Genomic DNA, 21537 nt, shown 5'->3' on the forward strand with positions numbered 1-21537 from the left:
CGAGTCTCCGAGCGCGGTGAGTGGCGGATGGGAGACGGATGCCGTTCGGCGACGCCTCCCGAGTGGCCGCTCACGCCCTACAGGCGACCGAACTTCTCCAGCAGCCACTGGTCGAACGTCTGCGTGCCGACGAACGCCGACGGCCCGGGCAGCAGTTCGCCGGACGCCATCGCCGACCCCACCGCGCCCGGCAGCGGCACGCCGAGGACCTTGCGGCTCTCGCCCCGGGCGTGCACGATCCGCCGGGCGAGGTCGGGGAGGTCGCGCTCCTCCGGGCCGCCGAGCTCGAGCACCTTGCCCCGCGGCTCCTCCGCGATCAGCGCGACGAGCTTCGCGGCCACCTCGCGCGCGGCCACGGGCTTGATGCGCTGGCGAGGCACGATCGCGAGGGGCCCGGGCACCTGACTCAGCACGAGCTCCGCGAACTCGTGGAACTGCGTCGAGCGGAGCACCGTCCACGGCACGCGCCCCTCGTGGATCAGGCGTTCCTGCTCGCGCTTGCCCTCGTAGTAGCCGTAGTCGACGCGCTCGATGCCGACGATCGACAGCGCGAGGTGGTGCCGGACGCCGGCGAGCTCCCCCGCCCACAGCAGGTTGCGCGTCGCCCGGCCGAAGAACTCGACCGACACCGCGCGGCGCACCGTGGTGACGTTCGACACGTCGATGAGGGCGTCGGCCCCGGCGAGTGCGGCGTCGAGCCCCGTGCCGGTCGTGATGTCGATGCCCCGCGACCGCGCGAGCACCACGGGCTCGTGGCCCCGGGCTTCGGCCTCCGCGACCACCATGCGTCCGACCAGCCCGGTTCCCCCGGCGACGGCGATCCTCATGACTCCTCCGTGCTCTCCTGCGACCCGGTCGGCCGCGACGTCAACTCCTCGGCGTAGGCCCGCACGGCCCGCCCGTACTCCGGCAGTGTGCCGGCGAGCGCGGTCAGTGCGACCCGCAGCGCCTCCGCGTGCCGGCCGAGGTCGTGCAGCGCGAGCGCTCGGAACGCCGCGGCGGCCTCGCCCTCGGCATCCTGCAGCACCTCGACGGAACCGGCCGCGTCGCCGACGTTGCGCAGCGAGCTCGCCAACTGCACGACCGCCTGCGAGTGGCGGACCTCGTCGAGACCCGCGGCGAGCGCCTGACGGTACAGCGGGATCGCTCGCGCCTCCTCGCCGAGGTAGTCGTGGGCGGATGCCTCTTCGAACAGCGCCGCGGCGTCGCCCGCCAGCCGCTGCGCCGCGAGCTCGCGGATGCCCTCGAGCAGCGCGTCGCCGTCGAGCTCGTCGGCCTCGGCCCAGAAGCGGGCGATGTCGTCGTCCCAGGTGGTCACGGGCACACGCTATCGGTGCCGAGGGGGTGCCTAAGCGAGGAGGAATCGGGCTGCCGGCTCGGAAAGGGACCGGGAACGGCGGATTCTCCTCCGTCAGGCACGGACGAGGGTCTCAGTACGCTCCCCGCGCGAGCTACTCGACAGCCGCCTGACGTGCGGTGTCGTGTCCGCCCCTCTGCATCCGTGCCCATGCCCTCCCGCGCGGCACAGCGTGGCCCAAGCCCGGGTCGGGCATGCTCCTCCTCGGAGACGAGGGAAGGACACCGGATGCGCACCGACGAGGCTCCCCTGCGGGTCGCCGGACTCCTCTTCGTCGCGGCGGGCCTGTGGTACCTCTTCACCGAGAGCGTCGCCGCGGCGGGCTTCCCCGGCTACGACTACGCGACGAACTACATCAGCGACCTCGGCGTGCCCGAGCCCGGAGTGGTCGACGGCCGACGGCTCGACTCGCATCTCTCCGCCGCGATGAACGCCGGGTTCCTGGTCAAGGGGCTCCTGATCTTCCTCGGCATCGCCGCCGCCTACCCCGCCCTCGGCCGGGGCTGGCAGCGCGTGCTCGTCGTCCTTCTCGCGATCGGCCACTGGTTCGGACTGTCGCTCGTCGCCCTCGTGCCCGCGAGCGAACGCAACGCCGAGCTCGGGCTGACCGGCCTGCACGTGCTCGGCGCCGGCCTCGCCATCGTCGCGGGCAACCTGCTCTTCGCCTTCGCCGCGCTGACGGTGCTGCGCGCCGGGCTCGGCCGGCTCGCACCGCTGTTCCCCGTGCTCGCCGCCGTCGGACTCGTCTGCCTGCTGCTCCTGACGATCGGCAACGAGACCGGCGCGGATCTGCTGCTGCCCGACGGTGTGCTCGAGCGCGGTGCGGTCTACACGATCACGGCGTCGGAGCTGCTGGCCGGGGCGCTGCTTCTCGCCCGCCGCGACGAGCGGTGAAGGATGCCGCGGGGCGGGCGCCGCTTCCCTCGTCCGCCCGCCCCGGGCCGCTCACTGCGGCACGATGCCACCCCACACCGCTCGCGCCCCCGAGTCGCCGATGAGCACGACCGTGTAGACCGAGCCGACCGCGACGATCAGCGCGGCCGCGACCAGCACCCATCGCACGACGCGCTGCTGCGAAGGCGGGAGGTCCCGCCCGACCTCCCGCCCGAACCACAGCCACTCGGCGAGCCCCACCACGAGGAGCCCGACGACCCACGGCAGCAGCGTGCGACCGAGCGCTTCGTGCCGCTCCACGGCCGGGGTGCTGCCGACCAGCCCCTCGAGCCATTCGCCCGAGAACACCGCCAGCGGCACCATCACCACGAGGGCGAGTCCGGCGAGCGGGGTGACGATCCCGAGTCGTCGTCCCGCCGCCGGCCAGGTCGCGTGCAGCACGACGGCGAGCGCTGTCAGCGGCACGATGACCACGACCGCGTGGATCACCAGGATGTGCAGCGGAAGCCCTGCGACCTCGTACTCGATCACGTCTTGAAACACGAGCCCGGCCGCGAGAACGTTCAATCGGATCGGGAAGTGAACGATTCCGCCCCGCGACTCGTGGAGAAGGCGAGGAGGTGGACGCGACGGACGGCGAAGCGCAGCTCCTCCGAGCCCTGCACGACCAGCATGCCCAGGCGGTGTGGCGATACGTCGTGCATCTCACCGGCGACCGGGCGCTCGCGGAGGACATCGTGCAGGAGACGCTGTTGCGCGCATGGCGGCGCCCCTCAGTGCTCGACCAGAGCGAGTCGAGCGCACGCGCGTGGCTGCTGACCGTCGCGCGCAATCTCGTGATCGACGGCACCCGCACCGCCCGGGCCAACCACGAGTTCACGACCGACGAGCTGCCCGAGCCGCGCACCACGACGGATGCCTCCGACGCGATCCTCGAGTCCTGGATCGTGACGGACGCCCTGTCGCACCTGTCCTTCGATCACCGCGCCGTGCTCGTGCACGCCTACTTCGCGGGCCGCACGGTGGCCGAGATCGCGGAACTGCTCGAGATCCCGGAGGGCACGGTCAAGTCGAGGCTGCACTACGGGCTGCGCGCGCTGCGGCTCGCGCTTCAGGAGAGAGGGATCACGCGATGAGCGGGCCGGAGCGTCCGGGGGCGGGCCACGAGCGGGTCGCTGAGTGGGATGCCGCGTACGTGCTGGGCGCGTTGTCGGCGGCGGACCGGCACGAATTCGAGGAGCACCTCGAGCGTTGCGTCGTCTGCCGGGCGAACGTCGCGGAGCTCGCCGGCGTGCCGGGGCTGCTCGCGCGAGTGCCCGAGGCCGAGCGCGACGCGCTGCTCGAGGATCCCGCGCAGGAGCCCGCCCCCACGTCGCTGCTGCCGTGCCTCGAGTCGGCCGTGCGTGCCCGCCGCCGGCGTCGACTCCTCGCCGTCGGGGCGGTCGCCGCGGCCGCGGCGGCGGTGCTCGCCGGGGTCACCGTGCCGGCCGTGATCGCGCAGTTCGACGAGCGGCCCGTCACCGTGGCGCTCGAACCCGTCGTGGACGTGCCGCTCGAGGCATCCGTCGACCTCAGCGGCGTCGCCGGAGGCACGAGGGTCGACATGACCTGCACGTACGAGTACGTCGGCGGCGAGGGCGGCGATCGCAGCTACGACCTCGTGCTGCGGCAGCGCGACGGCGACGAGGAGACCGTGTCGATGTGGACGACCGACGAGGGGTCGGTCGTCGAGATCAGCGCGACGGTCGGCACCGACCGCGACGACATCGCGTCGCTCGAGGTGCGCGAGACCGGGTCGGGCACCGTGCTGCTCGCCGGCGAAGTCGATTGAACCGATCGCGGCCGCACCTCGTGTCCTAGGGAGCCGGGTCGCACAGGAGCGGCCCGCCCACGGGGAAGCGACAGGACCATGAAGACACGCAACTCACTGCTCGCGGTCGCGGCGATCGCGATGCTGACGCTCGCCGGCTGCGCGCCGAGCGACGACACGTCGTCCGCCGAGCCGGGCACGGGCTCCGACTCGTCGGCGAGCGAGAGCGCGAGCCCTTCGGGCGAGGCGAGCCCGTCCGGGGACGCGAGCAGCACGGCGTCGGGCGAGGCCGTGCTCTCGGTCGCGTCGACCGACCTCGGCGACATCGTCGTCGACGCCGACGGCATGACCGTCTACATGTTCGACAACGACACCCAGGGTTCCGACACGAGTTCCTGCACCGGCCAGTGCCTCGTGCAGTGGCCGCCCGTGATCGTCGACAGCGAGCAGCCGACGGCGATGGATGTCACGGGCGAGCTCGGCACGATCGAGACCCCCGAGGGCGAGCTGCAGCTCACGCTCGACGGCTGGCCGCTCTACCTCTGGCAGGGCGACTCCGCGGCGGGCGACACGACGGGCCAGGGCGTCGGCGGCGTCTGGTGGGTGCTGGACCCGGCGGGCGTGCCGATCAAGGAGTGACCTCTCCTCCAGCGGCGACGTGCGTGCACGGTCCCTCTCCGGCTCGGCGATTGTGAATATCAATGCACCCGTGCGAGAATACTCAAGCCCCATGACAGCGTCGGATGGATCCGGTCCTCGTGGTGGCCGGAAGGAGAAGCCGGAGCATGACCGTCACGACATCCGGGGGCCCGCACACAGCACTCACCTCGCTCGGCGCATCGAACGTGCGTTGGAGGGGTGGCTTCTGGGGCGCACTGCTCGAGCGCACACGGCAGGTGACGGTGCCCTCGATCTGGGCCTCCCTGAGCACCCCGGACGTGAGCCCCGGCTGGCGCAACTTCCTCATAGCCGCCGGCCGCGCGGACGGCGAGCACGAAGGCCCGCCGTTCCTCGACGGCGACCTCTACAAGTGGCTCGAGGCGGCGGTCCTCCTCCTCGAGACCGCTCCGGACGCCGAACTCTCCCACCTCGTCGACGAGATCGTGACGCTGCTCGCCGAGGTGCAGCGTGAGGACGGCTACATCCACACGCCGACGATCATCGCGGCACGCAACAATCAGCAGGCCGTGGCCCTCGCGGACAGATTCAACTTCGAGACCTACAACCTCGGCCACCTGATCACGGCGGCGGTGCGTCACCACCGTGTCACCGGCTCCACCGCGTTGCTCGACGTCGCGTCGAAGGCGGCGGGATTTCTCGAGGGCCTCGCGGAGAAATACCCGCTTCAGCTCGCCGAGAGCGCGATCTGCCCGTCCCACTACATGGCCGTGGTCGACCTGTACCGCGCGACCGGCGACGAACGACACCTGAAGCTCGCGGAGGCGTTCGTGCAGGTGCGGGACGACTTCCACGGCGGGGACGACAACCAGGACCGCATCCCCGTGCGCGAGCAGACCACGGTCGCCGGGCACGCCGTCCGCGCGAACTACCTCTACGCCGGGCTCGCCGACATCGTCGCGGAGACCGGGGACGGCGAGCTCCGCGACGTTCTCGACACGCTCTGGCGCGACGTCGTCGACACCAAGCTCTACATCACGGGCGGCTGCGGCGCGCTCTACGACGGCGCCTCACCCGACGGCTACCCCTGGCAGCGGGAGATCAGCCGGGTGCACCAGGCCTACGGCCGCGCGTACCAGCTGCCGCACACCACGGCGCACAACGAGTCCTGCGCCAACATCGGCATGATCCTGTGGAGCGAGCGGATGCTGGCACTCACCGGCTCCTCGGAGTACGCCGACGTCATCGAGCAGGTGGCCGTGAACAGCCTGCTGTCGAGCATCAGCCTCGACGGCACCAGGTACTTCTACACCAACCCCCTCCGCCAGGTGCGCGACCTCCCCTTTCCCCTGCGCATGCCGGGCGAGACGGCGGAGCACCCCACTCCGGAGCCGCCGCCCTCGGACGAGCGGCTCCGCGCCGAGTACCTCAGCGTGTTCTGCTGCCCGCCGAACATCGCCCGGACCCTGGCGAGGACCCACGAGTTCGCGATGTCCACCTCGGCAGATGCACTGTGGGTGCATCTCTACGGGAACGCCGAGGCGGATGCCACGCTCGACGACGGTCGGAGCGCGACGGTGCGGGTCGAGAGCGAGCAGCCCTGGGGCGAGCGCACGACCCTCACCGTGACGGCCGCGACGGACGGAGGAGTTCCACTCCGGCTCCGGATCCCCGCCTGGGCGGAGAGCGCGACGCTGGCGGTGAATGGCGGGCCTGCCGAGCCGGTCGAGCCCGGCTCTTACGCGTCGGTCGACCGTGACTGGCGGATCGGCGACACGATAGAGCTGACCTTCCCGCTCCGCGTGCGCATCCGGCGCGGCCACCGGCTCGCCGAGGAACTGGCGAACCAGGTCGCAGTCACCCGGGGCGCGGTCGTCTATGCGCTCGAGAGCCACGAACTGCCGGCCGGCGTGCGCCTGGAGCAGGTGGCACTCCGTCGCGGCGCGGACTTCACGCCTGTCGACGTCGAGATCGGAGGACAGCGGCTCGTGGCCCTCGACGGCGAAGCCGTCGTGCTGCCGACCGAGGAGGACGAGGCGCTCTATTCCGACGTGGAGGACGGGGCACTGCGCTCCATCCCGGTGCGCCTCATCCCCTACTTCGCATGGGGCAACCGCGGACCGAGCGAGATGTCCGTCTGGCTTCCGCTGGTCTGGTGACGACGATGACCGACACCACCACGGCGCAGCCAACCCCTGCCCACGCGGAACTCCTGACCTCGCCGACCGAGCACGTGATCGCCACCTACGAGATCGAGACCTCCCTCGAGCTCGAGCGCGCCGCCGAGGTACTGGCCGGCGAACAGTCGACCGGCACGTTCGTGCGGGTGGCCCGTGAATCCGACGACGTCCGAGCCCGGTTCGCCGCGCAGGTCGAGTCGCTCGAGGAACTCCCGCTGCCCGGTGCCTCGGCCCTGCCCGGCTCGGTCGGTGACCCCGCTCGACGCCGCCGCGCACGGCTTCAGCTGCGCTTCCCGCTCTCGAACTTCGGTCCCTCTCTTCCCAACCTGCAGGCCGCTGTGGCCGGCAACCTGTTCGAGATCAAGGAGCTCGCGGCGATCAAGCTCGTCGACCTCGATCTACCGGCCCCCTTCGGCGAGCGCTACCCGGGCCCGGCCTTCGGCGTCGAGGGCACGCGGCGGCTGGTCTCGCGGCCTTCCGGTGCCATGATCGGCACCATCGTGAAACCGAGCATCGGGCTCTCCCCCGACGAGCTGGCCGAGGTCGTCGGCGAACTCGCGGCCGCGGGGATCGACTTCATCAAGGACGACGAACTGCAGGGCAACGCGCCCGCCGCGCCGCTCGAGGCTCGGGTGAAGGCTGTCATGCCCGTGCTCGAGCGCCACGCGGACCGCACCGGCGCGAAGCCGATGTACGCCTTCAACATCACCGACGACCTCGACCGGCTCGAGCGCAATCACGACCTCGTGGTCGAGGCCGGTGGAACGTGTGTCATGGCGTGCATCAACCTCATCGGGCTGGCGGGCGTCGAATTCCTCCGCCGGAGGTCCGTCGTTCCCATCCATGGTCACCGCGCGATGTTCGGAGCGATCAGCCGCTCCGAACAGCTTGGTTTCTCCTTCCGCGCCTGGCAGAAACTGGCGCGACTGGCGGGCGTCGATCACCTGCACACCAACGGCATCAGCAACAAGTTCTATGAGAGCGACGCGCAGGTGCTGGATTCGATCGGCGCGGTGCGCGAGCCGCTGCTCGGCCAGGTGCCGACGGTGCCCGTGCTGTCGTCCGGTCAGTGGGCGGGCCTCGCTCACGCGACCCACGCCGCGACGGGCACGACCGACCTGCTGGTGCTCGCAGGGGGCGGCATCCACGGTCATCCGGACGGAGCGGCGGCCGGAGTCTCCGCGATGCGCGAGGCTTGGGCCTCCGCCGAGCGAGGGGAATCCGTCATGGACGCTCTCGCGACATCGCCCGCCTTCCGTCGGGCGGTCGAGGTGTTCGGACCGCCGCGTGCCTGAGCTGCCGCTTGCCTTCTACGGCGACGACTTCACCGGGAGCGTCGACGTGCTGCTGCAGCTGCGCCGGGCGGGCTGGCGGAGCCGCCTTCTGCTCGGCCTACCCGACAGCGCACGCCTGGCCGCGGCCGCCGAGGGCGTGGACGCCCTCGGCATCGCCGGGATCGCCCGCTCACTGCCCACCGAGCACATCGACGCCGAGGTGCGACCGGCGCTCGAGGCGCTCCGCGGCCTCGGTGCGCGGGTCGTGCAGTACAAGGCCTGCTCGACCGCGGACTCGTCCCCAGGAGTCGGGAGCCTCGGCCGGGTCATCGAGATCGCGCGCGAGGTGTTCGGCGCCGCGCCGGTGCCCGCCCTCTTCGCCCAGCCCGACTTCGGTCGCTTCACGGCCTTCGGGCACCACTTCGCGGCGGAGGACGGCGTCGTCCATCGCCTCGACCGTCAGCCGACGATGTCATCCCACCCCGTGACCCCGATGCACGAGTCCGATCTCGCCGTGCACCTGTCACGCCAGACCGCGCTACCCATCGGGCACATCCCGTTCACGCACTATGCCTCGCCACAGGCGGTCGCGCTCAGGCTCGCCGAGGCGGAGGAGGCCGCGCTCGTTCTCGACGCACTCAGCGACGACGACGTCGCCCTGGTCGCGGAGGCCATCGCGTCGATCGCCGACCCTGCGCGTCCCCAGTTCGTCCTCGGGTCCGGCGGGCTCAGTTCCGGTCTCGGACGGGCACTCGCGGTGACCGGCGAGGCGCGGGCCGTCGAGGAGCAGCCGCTCAATCCCGTCGGAGCCGTCCTCGCGGTTTCGGGCAGCCGCTCGCCGCAGACGGCGCGTCAGGTGCGCGCCGCCGAGCTGGCGGGCTGGGCGTCGATCCCACTGCCGCTCGAGGCGGACGACCCGGTGGCCGCGGTGCGCGAGCGGGTGCTCGCGGAGCTGCGCGCCGGTCGGAGCGTCGTCGTCACGACCGGTGAGACCGAGGTGACCGACGACGGCAGCGACCTCGTCGGCAGGATCACCGGGCAACTGGCAGCCCTCCTCGCGACCGCGCTGCAGGCCGAGGTGACCCGCCGTGTCATCGTCTGCGGCGGCGACACCTCGAGCCGGGTGGTGCGACTGCTCGGCGCGGACTCCCTCTCGATCGCGGCCAACCCGGTCGGCAACGTCGTGCTCTGCTCCGTCTCGTCCACGCTCGACTGGCTCGACGGAGTCGAGATGCTCCTCAAGGGGGGCCAGGTGGGCCCGGTCGATCTCTTCGACCAGGTGCGTCTGCTGGTCCGCTGAGCAGAGCTTCGGCGCCGATCACCGAACGGCGAAGCGCACCCGCAAGCTGACGGCCTCGCGCGGGATGCGGTAGCGCTCCGGCAGGGCCGGCCCGACCGACGCCGAGCCGAGTCCGAGCTGAGCGTGGTCGACGTTCAGCCACACCCGCCCGGAATCGACCAGGTCGTGAGGATGCCGCGCCCGTTCGAGGTCCTCACTGGTCCACCGGCGCGCGGTGAAGTCGAACATCGGGGCGCCCTCCACGCGCAGCACCGGGAGCCCTTCGCCCCGCAGCTCGAGCCATCGGGTGTCGACGTGGTTGCCGTTCTCCTGCGGCACCGGGTACGGCACCTGCAGGTCGTCGATCGCGGCGCCGTGTCGACCGACGACCGCGGCATCCTTCGAGTCCGCATACGACTCGCTCGGCCCGCGCCCGAACCAGTCCGCGAAGCGGTACGCCCCGGGCAGCCCGAGACGCAGACCGAGCCGCGGCAGCACCACGTTCCGGTGCCGGTGAGGAGTGTCGGCCCAGGGGCCGGTGAACTCCACCGCGGCCTCGAGGGACACACCGTCGTCGTCGCCGGACCAGGTGAATCGGTAGACGAGGGCGTGCGGGTGCGCCGCCGCGGCGAGCCGTCCGGCCACCACGATCCGCTCGTCGAACCGCTCGACGCTGTCGACCCGGTCGAGCATGCGGTCGATGCCGACCGCTCGCCACACCGCTGCCAGGTCGTTGGCATTGCCACCCTGTCCGCGATCGTTCTCGGTCGGCGCACGTACGACGTCGAGCCGGGGTCCGTCGAGCTCCAGGCCGCCCAGCGTGAGCAGCCGGCCCGAGACCTCGTCGAACGCCGCGGGTCCCAGGTGGATGACGCCCCGCGATGCGTTCGTGGAGGCCGACCGGCGAGCCGGCGAGGCGCGGTGCTCGGCGAGCCGGCCCTGCGCCCAGGCGACGACGTGCCCGGTGCTCGCCCAGGCCGCGTCTTCGGCGAGCACGGCTTCGACGGTGAGCCACCACTCCCCTGGCTCGTCCACGGCGGTGGTGGGACTCGGAAGGGTCACGCTCTCGCCCGGAGCGAGGAACGGCACGGCGAGGTCACCCTTTGCCCGCGGCTCTCCGTCGAGCTCGAGCCTCCAGCGGAACGTCAGATGGTCGAGGGAGACGTGGTCGTAGTCGTTGCGGATCTGGATCGTGTCGGCGACGACGATCTCGACCGGCTGCACCGCCCTCTTCAGCTCGGCGAGCGCCGGCGACGGGGTGCGATCCGCGAACACGAGTCCGTCGAGGCAGTACCGGCCGCCGTTCGGACGGTACGCGACGTCGCCGCCGTGCATCGTGAACTCTCTGCCCTCGGCATCACAGGAGGTGAAGCCGTGATCGATCCACTCCCAGACGAAGCCGCCGCAGAAGCGCTCGTGCGAGCGCAGGATCCGGTGGTAGTCGCCGAGGGATCCGGGACCGTTGCCCATGGCGTGCGCGTACTCGCAGAGGAGGAACGGCAGGCTCCGCCGGCGCGCGTCCTCCTCGTCGCTGATGCCCGCCGGGCGGGGGTCACTCCGTGTGCCGATCTGCTCGAGCAGTTCTTGCGAGGGATACATCAGCGAGGCGAAGTCGGAGTTGCGGTAGCTCGGGTCGCGCTCGTAGTGGATCGGGCGGGATGAGTCACGGCCCCGGATCCACTCCTCGAGCGCGTCGAAGTTCTCGCCGACCCAGCTCTCGTTCGCGATCGACCAGATGACGACGCTCGGCCTGTTCTTGTCCCGCTCAACCATCCGGCGGGTGCGGTCGAGCAGAGCGTCTCGCCACCGGGGGTCGGCGGGAGGGTTCCCCTCCCAGCCGGAGTAGATGAACCCGTGGGTCTCGAGGTCCCCCTCCTCCACGACCCAGAGGCCGAGCTCGTCGCAGAGCCGCAGGAACTCGGGGTGCGGCGGGTAGTGGCTGGTGCGCACGGCGTTGATGTTGTGCTGTTTCATCAGGAGGATGTCGCGCCGCATCGTCTCGCGGTCGAGAGTGCGCCCGGTCTCCGGGTGGTGCTCGTGCCGGTTGACCCCGCGGAAGAACACCTTCCGGCCGTTCACGCGCAGGGTCCCGTCGACGATCTCCACGCTGCGGAAGCCGATCGCCAGTTCGTGGGTCTCGCTGCCGTCCTCGGACGTGAGGGTCCCCCGGTACAGCCGCGGCGACTCCGCGCTCCAGGGATCGACGGGAACCACGGTCGTCTCCCCCGCGCGCACATGGATGCCCAACTCCGGCACGTCGACGATCCCCGGCGCGCTCGCGTCCACCCGCAGGGTGCCCAGTCGTGTGACGTGATCGAAGTCGGCGTGCACGAAGTGGTCGTCGATGCCGCCGCGACGCTCGAGGAGCTCGACCTCCCGGAAGATGCCCGGGAGCCACCACATGTCCTGGTCCTCCAGATAGGTGCCGCCCGACCAGCGGTGCACGCGCACCGCCAGGACGTTCTCGCCGGCGACGACCGGCGCATCGAACTCGAATGGAAGGCGACTGCCGGTCGACCACCCGAGCTCCCGCCCGTTGAGCCACACCTTCGCGCAGGAGTCCACGCCCTGGAAACGGAGAACGGCGCCGCGCCAGTCCCCGGGCACGTCGAAGACGAGCCGGTAGTCGCCGGTCGGGTTCTCGCTGGGCACCCGAGGCGGGTCGAGGGGGATGGGCAAGGCGGTGTTCGTGTACAGCGGGCCCTCGTCCGTGCCACGGAGCGATCGGGCCGGGCCGCCCGAGAGCGGCGTGACCGCTTCGAGCACCCAGTGCGACGGAACGCGGATGTCATCCCACCCGGAGTCGTCGAAGCCCGGCTCGATGAAGGCCCTGCCGGTGCCCGCTGCGGTCGGACTGAGGCGGAAGCGCCAGGTACCGCTGAGATCGAGCGTCCGGGCGTTGGTGACGGAGTCGGCACGTGGTTCGCGGCGGCCTGCGCCGGGGGCGAAGTCCTCCCAGTAGTCCGGCATCCGGCTCCTCCTCATCGAGTGCGTCAACGAACGGAGCCGGGCTCGGTGGCGAGGAACACGTGATTCCGAGCACCGGAGGTCGCTCGGACCCGACGCGCGATCCTCCTCGTCCTGAGCGGATGCTCTGGCCCCGTGAGTATTCTCGCATTGCTGCATCGATATTCACAACGGGCTCGGTGTGTGCTAACCTCGCGGCGAGCCGGTCGTTGCATAATCACTCAGCGGTGAATCGTTGCGTCGGCACCGACTACACCACCTAAGTCGTCAAGGAGGACGTCCAATGAGAACATCCCTGTGTCGCCGCGCTTTGCCCGCCACGGCCCTCGCGCTCGCCGCGATCACCTCCCTCGCTGCCTGCAGCGGCGGCAGCGCCGAAGGGAGCGGTAGCGGATCCGGCGGAGCCGGCGGAACCGACCCCGAGGCGTTCACCGTGATGACCGCGAACGAGAACGCCGCACTCGAGCAGCTCCTCACCACGCTGTCCGAGGACCAGTGCAAGGCCGAGAACGAGGCACTGCCCCTCGAACACCAGAAGGTGGCTCAGGCCGACGTGGTGCAGAAGATCACGCTGCTCGCGAGCCAGGACGCAATGCCCGCGCACACCATCGCGGGCACGGCCCTCATCCGGCCCGACGGCGACCTCGGCGCCGGTGGACTGGTGCAGGATCTGCAGGCGGCCCTGAAGGACGCGGGTGCGGAGGACAACGTCCTGCCCGCGGCCATCTCCACCGAGGAGAACGTCTACGGCGGCTTCGTCTCGATGCCGTACCAGTACAACATCGAGGGCTTCTGGTACAACAAGCAGATCTTCGAGGAGCAGGGCATCGAGATCCCCACCACGTGGGAAGACCTCACCGCCGCCGCCGCCCAGCTCGAGCAGGCGGGTGTCCAGCCGCTGACCACCGCCGGCGCGCAGGGCTTCCCCCTCACGCGTCTGATGGGCATGTACATCTACCGCAACCTCGGTCCTGACGCGATGGAGGCGATCCGCGACGGCGACGCCGAGCTCACCGACGAGGGCTACGTCGCGGGCGCCCAGGCGCTGGCCGATCTCGCGGCGAGCGGTTACTTCGGCGAGGGCTTCACGAGCCGCGACAGCGACACCTCGATCAACCAGTTCCTCACCGGCACCGCCGCGATGACCTACGACGGCAGCTGGATCCTCGGCGCGGTCAACGACCCGGAGCGCAACCAGATCGGCGGCGAGAACGTCGGCTTCTTCCCCTTCCCCGAGGTCGAGGGCGGCGAGGGATCGATCGACCAGTACCCGGCCAACGCGGGTGCCCCGATGATCATCTCGGCCAAGACGTTCGGCCCGAAGGTCGCCGACTGGGTGACCTGCATCTCCGAGAACTACGGCTCGCTCGCGCTTCAGGAGCAGGGCATCATCTCCGGCTTCACCGTGAACGAGGAGGTCACCGACATCTCCCCGAACACCGCGGAGATCCAGGAGCTCATCAGCGGCATCGACGAGGAGACGGTGCTCTGGTTCGAGGCGCTGTTCGACCCGAAGAGCAACTCGCTCGCCTCGAGCAACGCCGCACTGCTCACCACCGGCCAGATGACCGCGGAGGACTACATGACGGCCCTCCAGGAGAGCATCGACGCCAACAAGTGATCGTGAGCGACCGACTCCCCGCGGCATGAGCCCGGGGAGTCGGCCGCTTCGGAAGGAGTGAGACGATGCAGTCGATCTTCGGGGACCGCAAGACGGTCCTCATCCTGCTGGGGCCGGCACTGCTGCTGTACACCTTGCTCAAGGTTGTTCCCGTGCTCTGGTCGTTCGGTCTCTCGTTCTTCGAGGGCAACACCCTGCGGGGCTTCACCTGGGTCGGCGTCGACAACTTCGTGACCTTCCTGGGAGACGACGCCGCCCTGCAGTCGGTGTGGGTGAGCGTGATCTTCTCGATCGCGGCCACCGTCGGGCAGGTGACGCTCGGTTACCTGCTCGCCCTGCTCTACGTCTTCGTCCTCCGGCGGGGATCGGCCGTCGTGCGCACCGTCGTCTTCTTCCCCGCGATCCTGCCCACGGTCGCGGTGGCGCTGCTGTTCAAGAGCTTCGTCGCGGTCGGCGACAATCAGGGCCCGGTCAACGACCTCATCAACTTCTTCGGCGGCGAGAGCGTGGAAGTGCTCGCGACGACGTACGGCACGATGCTCACCGCGATCGTGATGACGCTCTGGAGCTCGATGGGCTTCTACGCCGTGCTCCTGTACGCCGGGCTGCTCGACATTCCCGAGGATGTCGTCGAGTCCGCACGGATCGACGGCGCGACCGGGTTCCGGCTCGTGCGGCACATCATCGTGCCCCTGTCCCTGCCGATCCTGCTCTCCTCGATCATCTTCAGCTTCAACTCGACTCTGAAGGTGTTCGACAGCCTCCTCGCACTGAACGGCGGCGGCCCCGGAACCTCGACCGCCCCACTCACCCTGTACATGTACCGCACGTCCTTCGAGTACGCGGAGTACGGCTACGGCTCGACCATCGCGCTCGTGCTGACGTTGCTGTGCCTCGTTTTCACCCTCGCGGTGTTCCGATCGACCCGACGCAAGGCGGAGGACTGACATGGCCCTCGACATCTCGACACCACCCGCGGCGGTGGCGCCGTCCGCGCCGACCGCTCAACCCCCGCGCACCTCGAGCGCGCGCAGTCGCGGCGCCAAGCGCCTGCTGCGGCGCATCCCGGTGTGGATCATCGTCGCGGCCCTGATGGTCGTCGTGCTGTACCCGCAGGTCTGGATGGTGCTGGGGTCGTTCAAGACGCAGTCGGAGTTCCTCTCCAACCCGGCCCTCTCGCTGCCCGAGACCTGGCGTTTCGACAACTACGTCACGGCCTTGACGAACGGCAACGTCGGGCGCAACTACCTCAACAGCGTGCTGGTGACGATCCCCTCGGTGATCCTCATCGTCTTCCTCGGCGTGGCCGCGGGTTACGCACTCGAGGTCATGATCTGGAAGGGGCAGCGCGGGACTCTGCTCTACATCCTCGCCGGCATCATGGTGCCGGGCCAGATGATCCTCGTTCCGCTGTTCATCCTGTACTTCCGCGCGGGCATCACGAACTCGCTGCTGCCGCTGATCATCACCTACACGGTGATGGGCCTTCCGCTCACCACCTTCCTCATGGCCAGCTACTTCCGCGCGGTGCCCCGGGAGATCTTCGAGGCCGCCACGATGGACGGCTCCAGCCCACTGCGCAACTTCTTCGCGATCGGTGTGCCCATGATGCGCAACGCCATTCTCACGATCGGTCTCGTGCAGTTCTTCAGCGTGTGGAACGACCTGCTCATCGCGCTGACCTTCACCACCCGGCCCGATCTCGCGACGATCCAGGTCGGACTGCTCAGTCTCAGCGACGAGTACGGTTCCACGCAGTACGGCCCCCTCTTCGCGGCCGTCAGCATCAACATCGTGGTGCTGCTGATCGTCTTCCTCGCGCTCAACAAGAAGATCATGGCCGGCATGGCCGGCGGTGCCGTCAAGGGCTGAGGCCCGAACAAGGAGGAGGAACGGATGTCACAGCGCACGCGCGTCGCACTGCTGCACACCGGCGCGGTCGTGATCCCGATGGCCGGCGAGTTCGTCAAACGGGAACTGCCGGATGTCACGCCGATCAACTACCTCGACGACAAGATCGTCGCCGATCTGGGCGACCCGGCCCTGGCGCCCTCCGTGGCCGAGCGCGTCACGAAGCTCGCGCAGGCCGCCGCGGACGCCGGTGCGGAGGCGATCCTCCTGACGTGTTCCTCGATCTCGGAGCTCGCGGCGGGTGCCGCCGAGGAGGTCGGGCTGCCGATCCTGCGTATCGACGAGGCGATGGCCGACGAGGCGGTGGCCACGGGCGACCGCATCTCGGTACTGGCCACCCTCGCCACCACGAGTGGACCGACCACGCGCCTCATCGAGGAGCGCGCCGCGCTCGCCGGTCGAACCCCCACCGTCACGAGCGTGGTCGTCGACGGCGCGTTCGACGCCGTGGTGTCGGGCGATCGGCCGACCCACGACCGGCTCGTCGCCGCCGCGATCGAGCGCGCCGCGGCCGATGCGGACGTCGTGGTGCTCGCCCAGGCTTCGATGGCGAGCGCGGCGGACGCCGCTCAGGTCGACGTGCCGGTGCTCACGAGCCTCGAGTCGGGCGTCAAGCGCTTCAGGTCGCTGTTGGAGTCGTCGCCTGCTCGCGACTGACCGCCGGACGATCGGCGCCGACCAGAGCCTCCGCGGTCAGCAGATCGGTGACCAGCACGTTGACCCACCCTCCCGCCAGGGCGCCGAGGATGGGCTCGTGCTTGCGCTGCCCACCGGCGATGCCGACGCGCCGCGCGATCGCCCGGTAGTCGTCGACCGGGATCGCGATCGTGCGCTCGGCGATGTCGCCGGTCACGTCGGTGCCGTCCACCGTGAAGACGTGGTGGCAGATGTCACCGACCGCGCCGCGCTCGAGCAGTTGCCGGCGGTCGTCGGCGAGGAACGCGTTGCCCGAGACGGCGAGAAGATCGCTCGGCTCGATGCTGCCGATGCCGACGATCGCCATCGTCAGCTCCCGCCACCGGCGCGTGACCTCGTCGAGCGCCGCGTCGTGGAGGAGACCGTCGCGGATCGTGCGGTCGGCGACGACGCCCGGCGCCTGCACGTAGACCGCCTCGGCGCCGAGCACCCGGGCGAGATCCCCCGCGAGGCGCTGAGCCTGGAACTGCACGTCGGGCACGCCGATGCCGCCGAGCAGCTGCACGACCTCGGTCGCACCGCGAGTCGCGAGCGGCCGCATCCGGTCGACGGTGGCGAGCAGGGTCTGACTCCACGACGAGACGCCGATCCTGTCGGTCCCGGAGAGGGTCGCCTCCAGATAGCTCGCGGCAGCGGCGCCGATGGCCGAGACCACGGCCGTCTCGTCGTCGTCCTGGCTGACGTCGACCACCACGGCGTCGAGCAGCCCGAACCGCACCTGCAGCTCGTCCTCGAGCGCAGTGTGCACGCCGGGCGCGACCATGACGGTGGTGCGCACGATGCCGACCTCCTGCGCCCTCTTGAGCAGCCGAGAGACCTTGGCCTGCGAGATGTTGAGGGCGGTTGCGATGTCAGCCTGACGGATGCCGCGCTCGTGATACATGCGCGCCACCTTGGTCAGGAGCCGCATCTGCCCGTCGACGGGAATGTTCCGGCTGGAGGACTGCACGGCCGTGCTCCGCTCGACTCGGTGGTTGGGCTGAGGAACGCTACCGCAACCGTCGCGAATCGCAGCGGTGCGAGGAGCGTTCTCAGCAGGGTATCATCATTCGCGCACGCAAGATTATGCAAAGGAGCATCGTGGCGCTCGCCGGTAGCACCTCTTCAGAACCGGGCATCGCGCTCCGGTCGATGGTCGACCCCGGCGACCCACGCCTCGCGGCCGAGCTGACCGCCGCTGTCGGCGCCGCCGCCCGGGACGTCTCCGTCGCGCGCTTCGACCGCATCGTCGCAGGCGTGGACGCGAGTCACTTCCTCCTCACGCCCCAGGCCGTCATCACCGCCCGCTCGGCGGACCAGGTGGCCGCGGTGTTCCGGTACGCGCGGGAGCACGGCCGCGCCGTGACGCTCCGCTCGGGCGGCACGAGCCTGTCCGGTCAAGGATCGGGTGAGGACGTCCTCCTCGACACGCGGGCGGCGTTCCGCGGCATCCGCGTCGAGGCAGGCGGCACTCGCGTGCGTGTCGAGCCGGGTGCGACGGTCCGACAGGTCAACGCTCGACTCCTGCGGCATGGCCGCAAGTTCGGGCCGGACCCGGCGAGCGAGATCGCGGCGACGATCGGCGGGGTCGTCGCCAACAACTCCAGCGGCATGGCCTGCGGCACCGAGCACAACTCGTATCGCACGCTCCGCACGCTGCGGTTCGTGCTGCCGAGCGGCACCCTCGTCGACACCGCCGCCGACGACGCGGACGACAGGCTGCAGACCGCCGAGCCCGAGTTGCACGCAGGCCTTCTCCGGCTGCGCGCCGAACTGCTCGCCGATCCCGACCTCGTCGAGGAGGTGCGGCGGCAGTACCGCGGTAAGAACACCATGGGCTACGGCCTGAACTCCTTGCTCGACTTCGCGACGCCGGTCGAGATCCTCGCCCACCTCATGGTCGGCAGCGAGGGCTCGCTCGGCTGGGTCGCGGAGGCGGAGTTCGAGACCGTCGCCATCGCACCGGCAGTGGCGACGGCGCTGGTGTTCTTCGACGACCTCGACGCGGCGAGCCGTGTGCTGCCGGTGCTCGTGCAGACCGGTGCGGCGACCATCGAACTGATGGATGCTGCCTCGCTGCGGGTGGTGCAGGCCGATCCCGCGTCGGCCGATCTCGTCGGGGATCGCGTGCTCACGGAGCAGGCGGCGCTGCTGATCGAGTACCAGGCGACCGACGACGACGCCCTCCGGCACGCGCTCGCCCGGGCGCAGGAGGCTCTCGCCGCGGCCGGCGCCCCCGCGCTCGAGCCGACCACGGACCCGGCCGAGCGCGCTCACCTCTGGCACGTGAGGAAGGGGCTGTACGCCGCCATCGCCGGCGCGAGGCCGGCCGGCACGACGGCGCTCCTGGAAGACATCGCCGTGCCCGTCGCCGAACTCGGCGCGGCGTGCCGCTCGCTGCAGCAGCTCTTCACCGCACACGGCTACGCCGACGCGGTGATCTTCGGCCACGCGAAGGACGGCAACATCCACTTCCTCATCACCGAGGACTTCACCTCCGAGGGCGCCATCGGGCGGCAGCGGGCCTTCACCGAGGACCTGGTCGCGCTCGTGCTCGGCGTCGGCGGAACCCTCAAGGCGGAACACGGCACCGGACGGATCATGGCTCCGTTCGTCGAGCGTCAGTTCGGGCCCCGGTTGTACCGGATGATGCGGGAGGTCAAGCGGCTGTGCGATCCCCTGGGCATCCTCAATCCGGGAGTGCTCGTCTCGGACGACCCCGAAGCCCACCTCCGGCATCTGAAGCTCCCCTCTCCCGTCGAGGCGGAGGTCGACCGATGCGTGGAGTGCGGCTACTGCGAGCCGGTGTGCCCCAGCCGTGACCTCACGCTCACGCCGCGGCAACGCATCGCCGTGCGCCGGGCGCGGGCCTCGGCGCTCGAACGGGGCGACGCCGCACTCGACCAGGAGCTGGCAAGAGCCGAGGAGTACGACTCGGTGCAGACATGCGCCGTCGACGGCATGTGCGAGACCGCGTGTCCGGTCTCGATCAACACCGGCGATCTCGTCCGTCGCCTCCGCGGCCGCGAAGCGAACGGTGCGGTGAAAGCCGGCGGCCGAGCCGTCGCCGCCGCCTGGGGACCGGTGACCAGGGCGGGTTCGCTCGCGCTGTCCACCGCCCGTGCGCTGCCCGCGCCCCTGGTGACCGGCGCGACGGATGCCGCCCGGGCCGTGCTCGGGACCGATCTCGTTCCTCGCTGGAGCCCCGACCTGCCGGGTGGCGGCCGGAAGCGCACGCCACCGCGGAGCGGAACCTCCGCGGACGGTGCGACCGCCAGAAGCGCCGAGCCTTCGATCGTCTTCTTCGCCGCGTGCGTCGGCTCGATGTTCGGGGCCGACGCAGGCGGTGTCGGGGCGGCGGAGGCCTTCCGTCGCCTGTGCGCCCGAGCAGGCGTCGCGTTCGAGACGCCGCAGGGAGCCGACGATCTGTGCTGCGGAACCCCGTGGAAATCGAAGGGCTTGTCGGACGGGTACGCAGCGATGGTGCAGCGGACGGTGCGGCGCCTCGTCACCGCCTCGGATGGTGGGCGGCTGCCGATCGTGAGCGACAACTCCTCCTGCACGGAGGGGCTGCTGCATGCGGTGCAGCAGGTGCGCGAGCTCGACGGCCGACCGGTGACGCTGACCGTCGTGGATTCTGTGGACTACGCCGCTGCAGAACTGCTTCCGAAGCTGCCGGTGACCGAGCCGATCGGCTCCCTCGCGCTCCACCCGACCTGCTCGAGCACGCGACTCGGGTCCAACGCGAGCTTCGCCGCGCTCGCGGCCGCGCTGTCGACCCGGCCCGTCGTGCCGGACGCATGGGGCTGCTGCGGCTTCGCCGGAGATCGCGGGATGCTGCATCCGGAGCTCACGGCATCGGCGACGGCCGCGGAGGCCGCGGAGGTCGCGGCAGGCGACTTCGACGAGCACGTCTCGTGCAACCGCACCTGCGAGATCGGCATGAGCCGCGCGACCGGTGCCGAGTATCGGCACATCCTCGAGCTTCTCGAAGAACGCACCCGACCGGCGCCGGTCGGTGAGAACGGAGACCCCGCATGAGCACGTCCGCCGCCCTTCGCATCGCCGTCACCGGCAGCTCGGGCAAGCTCGGTCGCGCCACGGTCGCCCGCCTGCGGGCCGACGGGCACGATGTGATCGGCTTCGACCTCGACGGCACGCCGGGGATGGGGTTCACCCGGGTCCAGCTCGCCGACTACGGCCAGACGCTCGACGCCCTCCTCGGCGTCACCGCGCGGCATGAGGGGCTCGACGCGGTCGTGCATCTCGCCGCGATCCCGGTCAACGGTCTGGTGCCGGATGCCGCGACGTTCTCCAACAACGTGCTGGTCAGCTTCAACGTGGTCCACGCAGCGATGCGCGCCGGCATCCGCACCATTGTCACCGCCTCGAGCATCACCGCGATGGGGTTTCCGTTCGCGAGCGCCCCGGCCTCGCTGCCCGTCGACGAGAGCACGGTCGAGGCGAACAACACCTACGGCCTCGGCAAGGTCGCCGAGGAGGCGATGTGGGCGCAGCTCGTCCGCTGGGCACCGGGGTTGTCGATCACGTCGCTGCGCTTCACCAACGTGGTGGGCACCGGCGAGTACGGCACCTTCGCCCGCGCGACCGACCCTGGCTACCGTCGTGACCTGCTGTTCAGCTACATCGACGCCCGTGACGGAGCCGCCGCGGTGGCCGCGGCCCTCGCCCACGCGGAGCCCGGCTTCGAGGTGTACGACATCGCGGCTCCCGAGACGGGCAGCGCCATCCCGACTGCCGAGCTCCTCGCGCACCATTTCCCGGAGACTCCGCTGCGAAAGGATCTCGGGGAGTTCGAGAGCCTGGTGTCGGTCGACAAGGCACGCGAGCGCCTCGGATTCGTCGCCGCGCACCACTGGCGCGACGAATACGCAGCGCATACCGCCGCGCAGTGAGCCGCGGCGCCCGTCCGAGCCGCTGTTCCCCTGCG

General features: G+C 70.5%; 18 protein-coding genes. 13 read left to right on the top strand and 5 right to left on the bottom strand.

All coding sequences use genetic code 11. The annotated features are described in order from the left end of the window. Positions 1 to 77: 77 nt before the first annotated feature. On the bottom strand, positions 78 to 827 hold the full coding sequence (locus JUB10_RS02440; protein WP_207453972.1) for an SDR family oxidoreductase: 750 nt from the start codon (positions 825 to 827) through the stop codon (positions 78 to 80). After that, complete coding sequence (locus JUB10_RS02445; RefSeq protein ID WP_307859054.1) at positions 824 to 1318, bottom strand: tetratricopeptide repeat protein; 495 nt, start codon at positions 1316 to 1318, stop codon at positions 824 to 826. The genes JUB10_RS02440 and JUB10_RS02445 overlap by 4 nt, the downstream gene beginning before the upstream one ends. Positions 1319 to 1585: 267 nt before the next feature. On the opposite strand from JUB10_RS02445, the gene JUB10_RS02450 reads away from it, so the two are divergent. Further along, complete coding sequence (locus JUB10_RS02450) at positions 1586 to 2251, top strand: DUF998 domain-containing protein (protein WP_207453973.1); 666 nt, start codon at positions 1586 to 1588, stop codon at positions 2249 to 2251. Between the two features lie 51 nt (positions 2252 to 2302). Here the strand turns inward: JUB10_RS02450 and JUB10_RS02455 are convergent, their stop codons facing one another. Next, positions 2303 to 2818 carry a DUF2231 domain-containing protein gene (locus JUB10_RS02455; RefSeq protein WP_242682020.1) on the bottom strand — a complete coding sequence of 172 codons (516 nt, stop codon included), beginning with the start codon at positions 2816 to 2818 and terminating at the stop codon, positions 2303 to 2305. A 53-nt stretch (positions 2819 to 2871) separates the two neighbouring features. On the opposite strand from JUB10_RS02455, the gene JUB10_RS02460 reads away from it, so the two are divergent. The 6 genes from JUB10_RS02460 to JUB10_RS02485 all read left to right on the top strand — a co-directional run bounded on the left by JUB10_RS02460 (position 2872) and on the right by JUB10_RS02485 (position 9433). Further along, positions 2872 to 3387 carry a sigma-70 family RNA polymerase sigma factor gene (locus JUB10_RS02460; protein WP_207453974.1) on the top strand — a complete coding sequence of 172 codons (516 nt, stop codon included), beginning with the start codon at positions 2872 to 2874 and terminating at the stop codon, positions 3385 to 3387. Then, the gene (locus JUB10_RS02465; RefSeq protein ID WP_207453975.1) at positions 3384 to 4082 is read left to right on the top strand and encodes an anti-sigma factor family protein; all 699 of its coding nucleotides are present in this window, start codon (positions 3384 to 3386) and stop codon (positions 4080 to 4082) included. Before JUB10_RS02460 ends, JUB10_RS02465 begins: the two co-directional genes overlap by 4 nt. Positions 4083 to 4160: 78 nt before the next feature. Then, positions 4161 to 4700, top strand: coding sequence for a COG4315 family predicted lipoprotein (locus tag JUB10_RS02470; protein WP_207453976.1), 540 nt, complete (start codon positions 4161 to 4163; stop codon positions 4698 to 4700). 146 nt (positions 4701 to 4846) lie between these two features. After that, positions 4847 to 6838, top strand: coding sequence for a glycoside hydrolase family 127 protein (locus tag JUB10_RS02475; RefSeq protein ID WP_207453977.1), 1992 nt, complete (start codon positions 4847 to 4849; stop codon positions 6836 to 6838). 5 nt (positions 6839 to 6843) lie between these two features. Beyond that, positions 6844 to 8154, top strand: coding sequence for a RuBisCO large subunit C-terminal-like domain-containing protein (locus tag JUB10_RS02480; protein ID WP_207453978.1), 1311 nt, complete (start codon positions 6844 to 6846; stop codon positions 8152 to 8154). Next, entirely contained in the window at positions 8147 to 9433 is a 1287-nt protein-coding gene (locus JUB10_RS02485; protein ID WP_207453979.1) for a four-carbon acid sugar kinase family protein, read from the top strand. Before JUB10_RS02480 ends, JUB10_RS02485 begins: the two co-directional genes overlap by 8 nt. A gap of 18 nt (positions 9434 to 9451) precedes the next feature. Here the strand turns inward: JUB10_RS02485 and JUB10_RS02490 are convergent, their stop codons facing one another. Continuing rightward, positions 9452 to 12382 (bottom strand): glycoside hydrolase family 2 TIM barrel-domain containing protein, encoded by a 2931-nt coding sequence (locus tag JUB10_RS02490; RefSeq protein WP_207453980.1) that lies wholly within the window; start codon positions 12380 to 12382, stop codon positions 9452 to 9454. A 280-nt stretch (positions 12383 to 12662) separates the two neighbouring features. Here JUB10_RS02490 and JUB10_RS02495 point away from each other — a divergent pair, with 280 nt between their 5' ends. The 4 genes from JUB10_RS02495 (at position 12663) to JUB10_RS02510 (ending at position 16568) form a co-directional block, all read left to right on the top strand. Continuing rightward, the gene (locus JUB10_RS02495; RefSeq protein WP_207453981.1) at positions 12663 to 14000 is read left to right on the top strand and encodes an ABC transporter substrate-binding protein; all 1338 of its coding nucleotides are present in this window, start codon (positions 12663 to 12665) and stop codon (positions 13998 to 14000) included. Positions 14001 to 14065: 65 nt separating this feature from the next. Next, complete coding sequence (locus JUB10_RS02500; RefSeq protein WP_207453982.1) at positions 14066 to 14947, top strand: carbohydrate ABC transporter permease; 882 nt, start codon at positions 14066 to 14068, stop codon at positions 14945 to 14947. Position 14948: 1 nt separating this feature from the next. Then, complete coding sequence (locus JUB10_RS02505; RefSeq protein ID WP_207453984.1) at positions 14949 to 15872, top strand: carbohydrate ABC transporter permease; 924 nt, start codon at positions 14949 to 14951, stop codon at positions 15870 to 15872. Positions 15873 to 15896: 24 nt separating this feature from the next. Further along, on the top strand, positions 15897 to 16568 hold the full coding sequence (locus JUB10_RS02510) for an aspartate/glutamate racemase family protein (RefSeq protein ID WP_207453986.1): 672 nt from the start codon (positions 15897 to 15899) through the stop codon (positions 16566 to 16568). On the opposite strand, the gene JUB10_RS02515 is transcribed toward JUB10_RS02510, so the two are convergent. Continuing rightward, complete coding sequence (locus JUB10_RS02515; RefSeq protein WP_307859055.1) at positions 16531 to 17556, bottom strand: sugar-binding transcriptional regulator; 1026 nt, start codon at positions 17554 to 17556, stop codon at positions 16531 to 16533. The genes JUB10_RS02510 and JUB10_RS02515 overlap by 38 nt on opposite strands. Before the next feature lie 131 nt (positions 17557 to 17687). Here JUB10_RS02515 and JUB10_RS02520 point away from each other — a divergent pair, with 131 nt between their 5' ends. Together JUB10_RS02520 and JUB10_RS02525 are read left to right on the top strand one after the other, a co-directional pair. Then, on the top strand, positions 17688 to 20627 hold the full coding sequence (locus JUB10_RS02520; RefSeq protein WP_307859056.1) for an FAD-binding and (Fe-S)-binding domain-containing protein: 2940 nt from the start codon (positions 17688 to 17690) through the stop codon (positions 20625 to 20627). Continuing rightward, positions 20624 to 21502, top strand: a complete 879-nt coding sequence (locus tag JUB10_RS02525; protein WP_207453988.1) for an NAD-dependent epimerase/dehydratase family protein — start codon at positions 20624 to 20626, stop codon at positions 21500 to 21502. The genes JUB10_RS02520 and JUB10_RS02525 overlap by 4 nt, the downstream gene beginning before the upstream one ends. The last annotated feature ends 35 nt before the right edge of the window (positions 21503 to 21537 follow it).

Source organism: Desertivibrio insolitus, assembly GCF_017355965.1.
In the GTDB taxonomy this organism is placed as follows: domain Bacteria; phylum Actinomycetota; class Actinomycetes; order Actinomycetales; family Microbacteriaceae; genus JAFIQW01.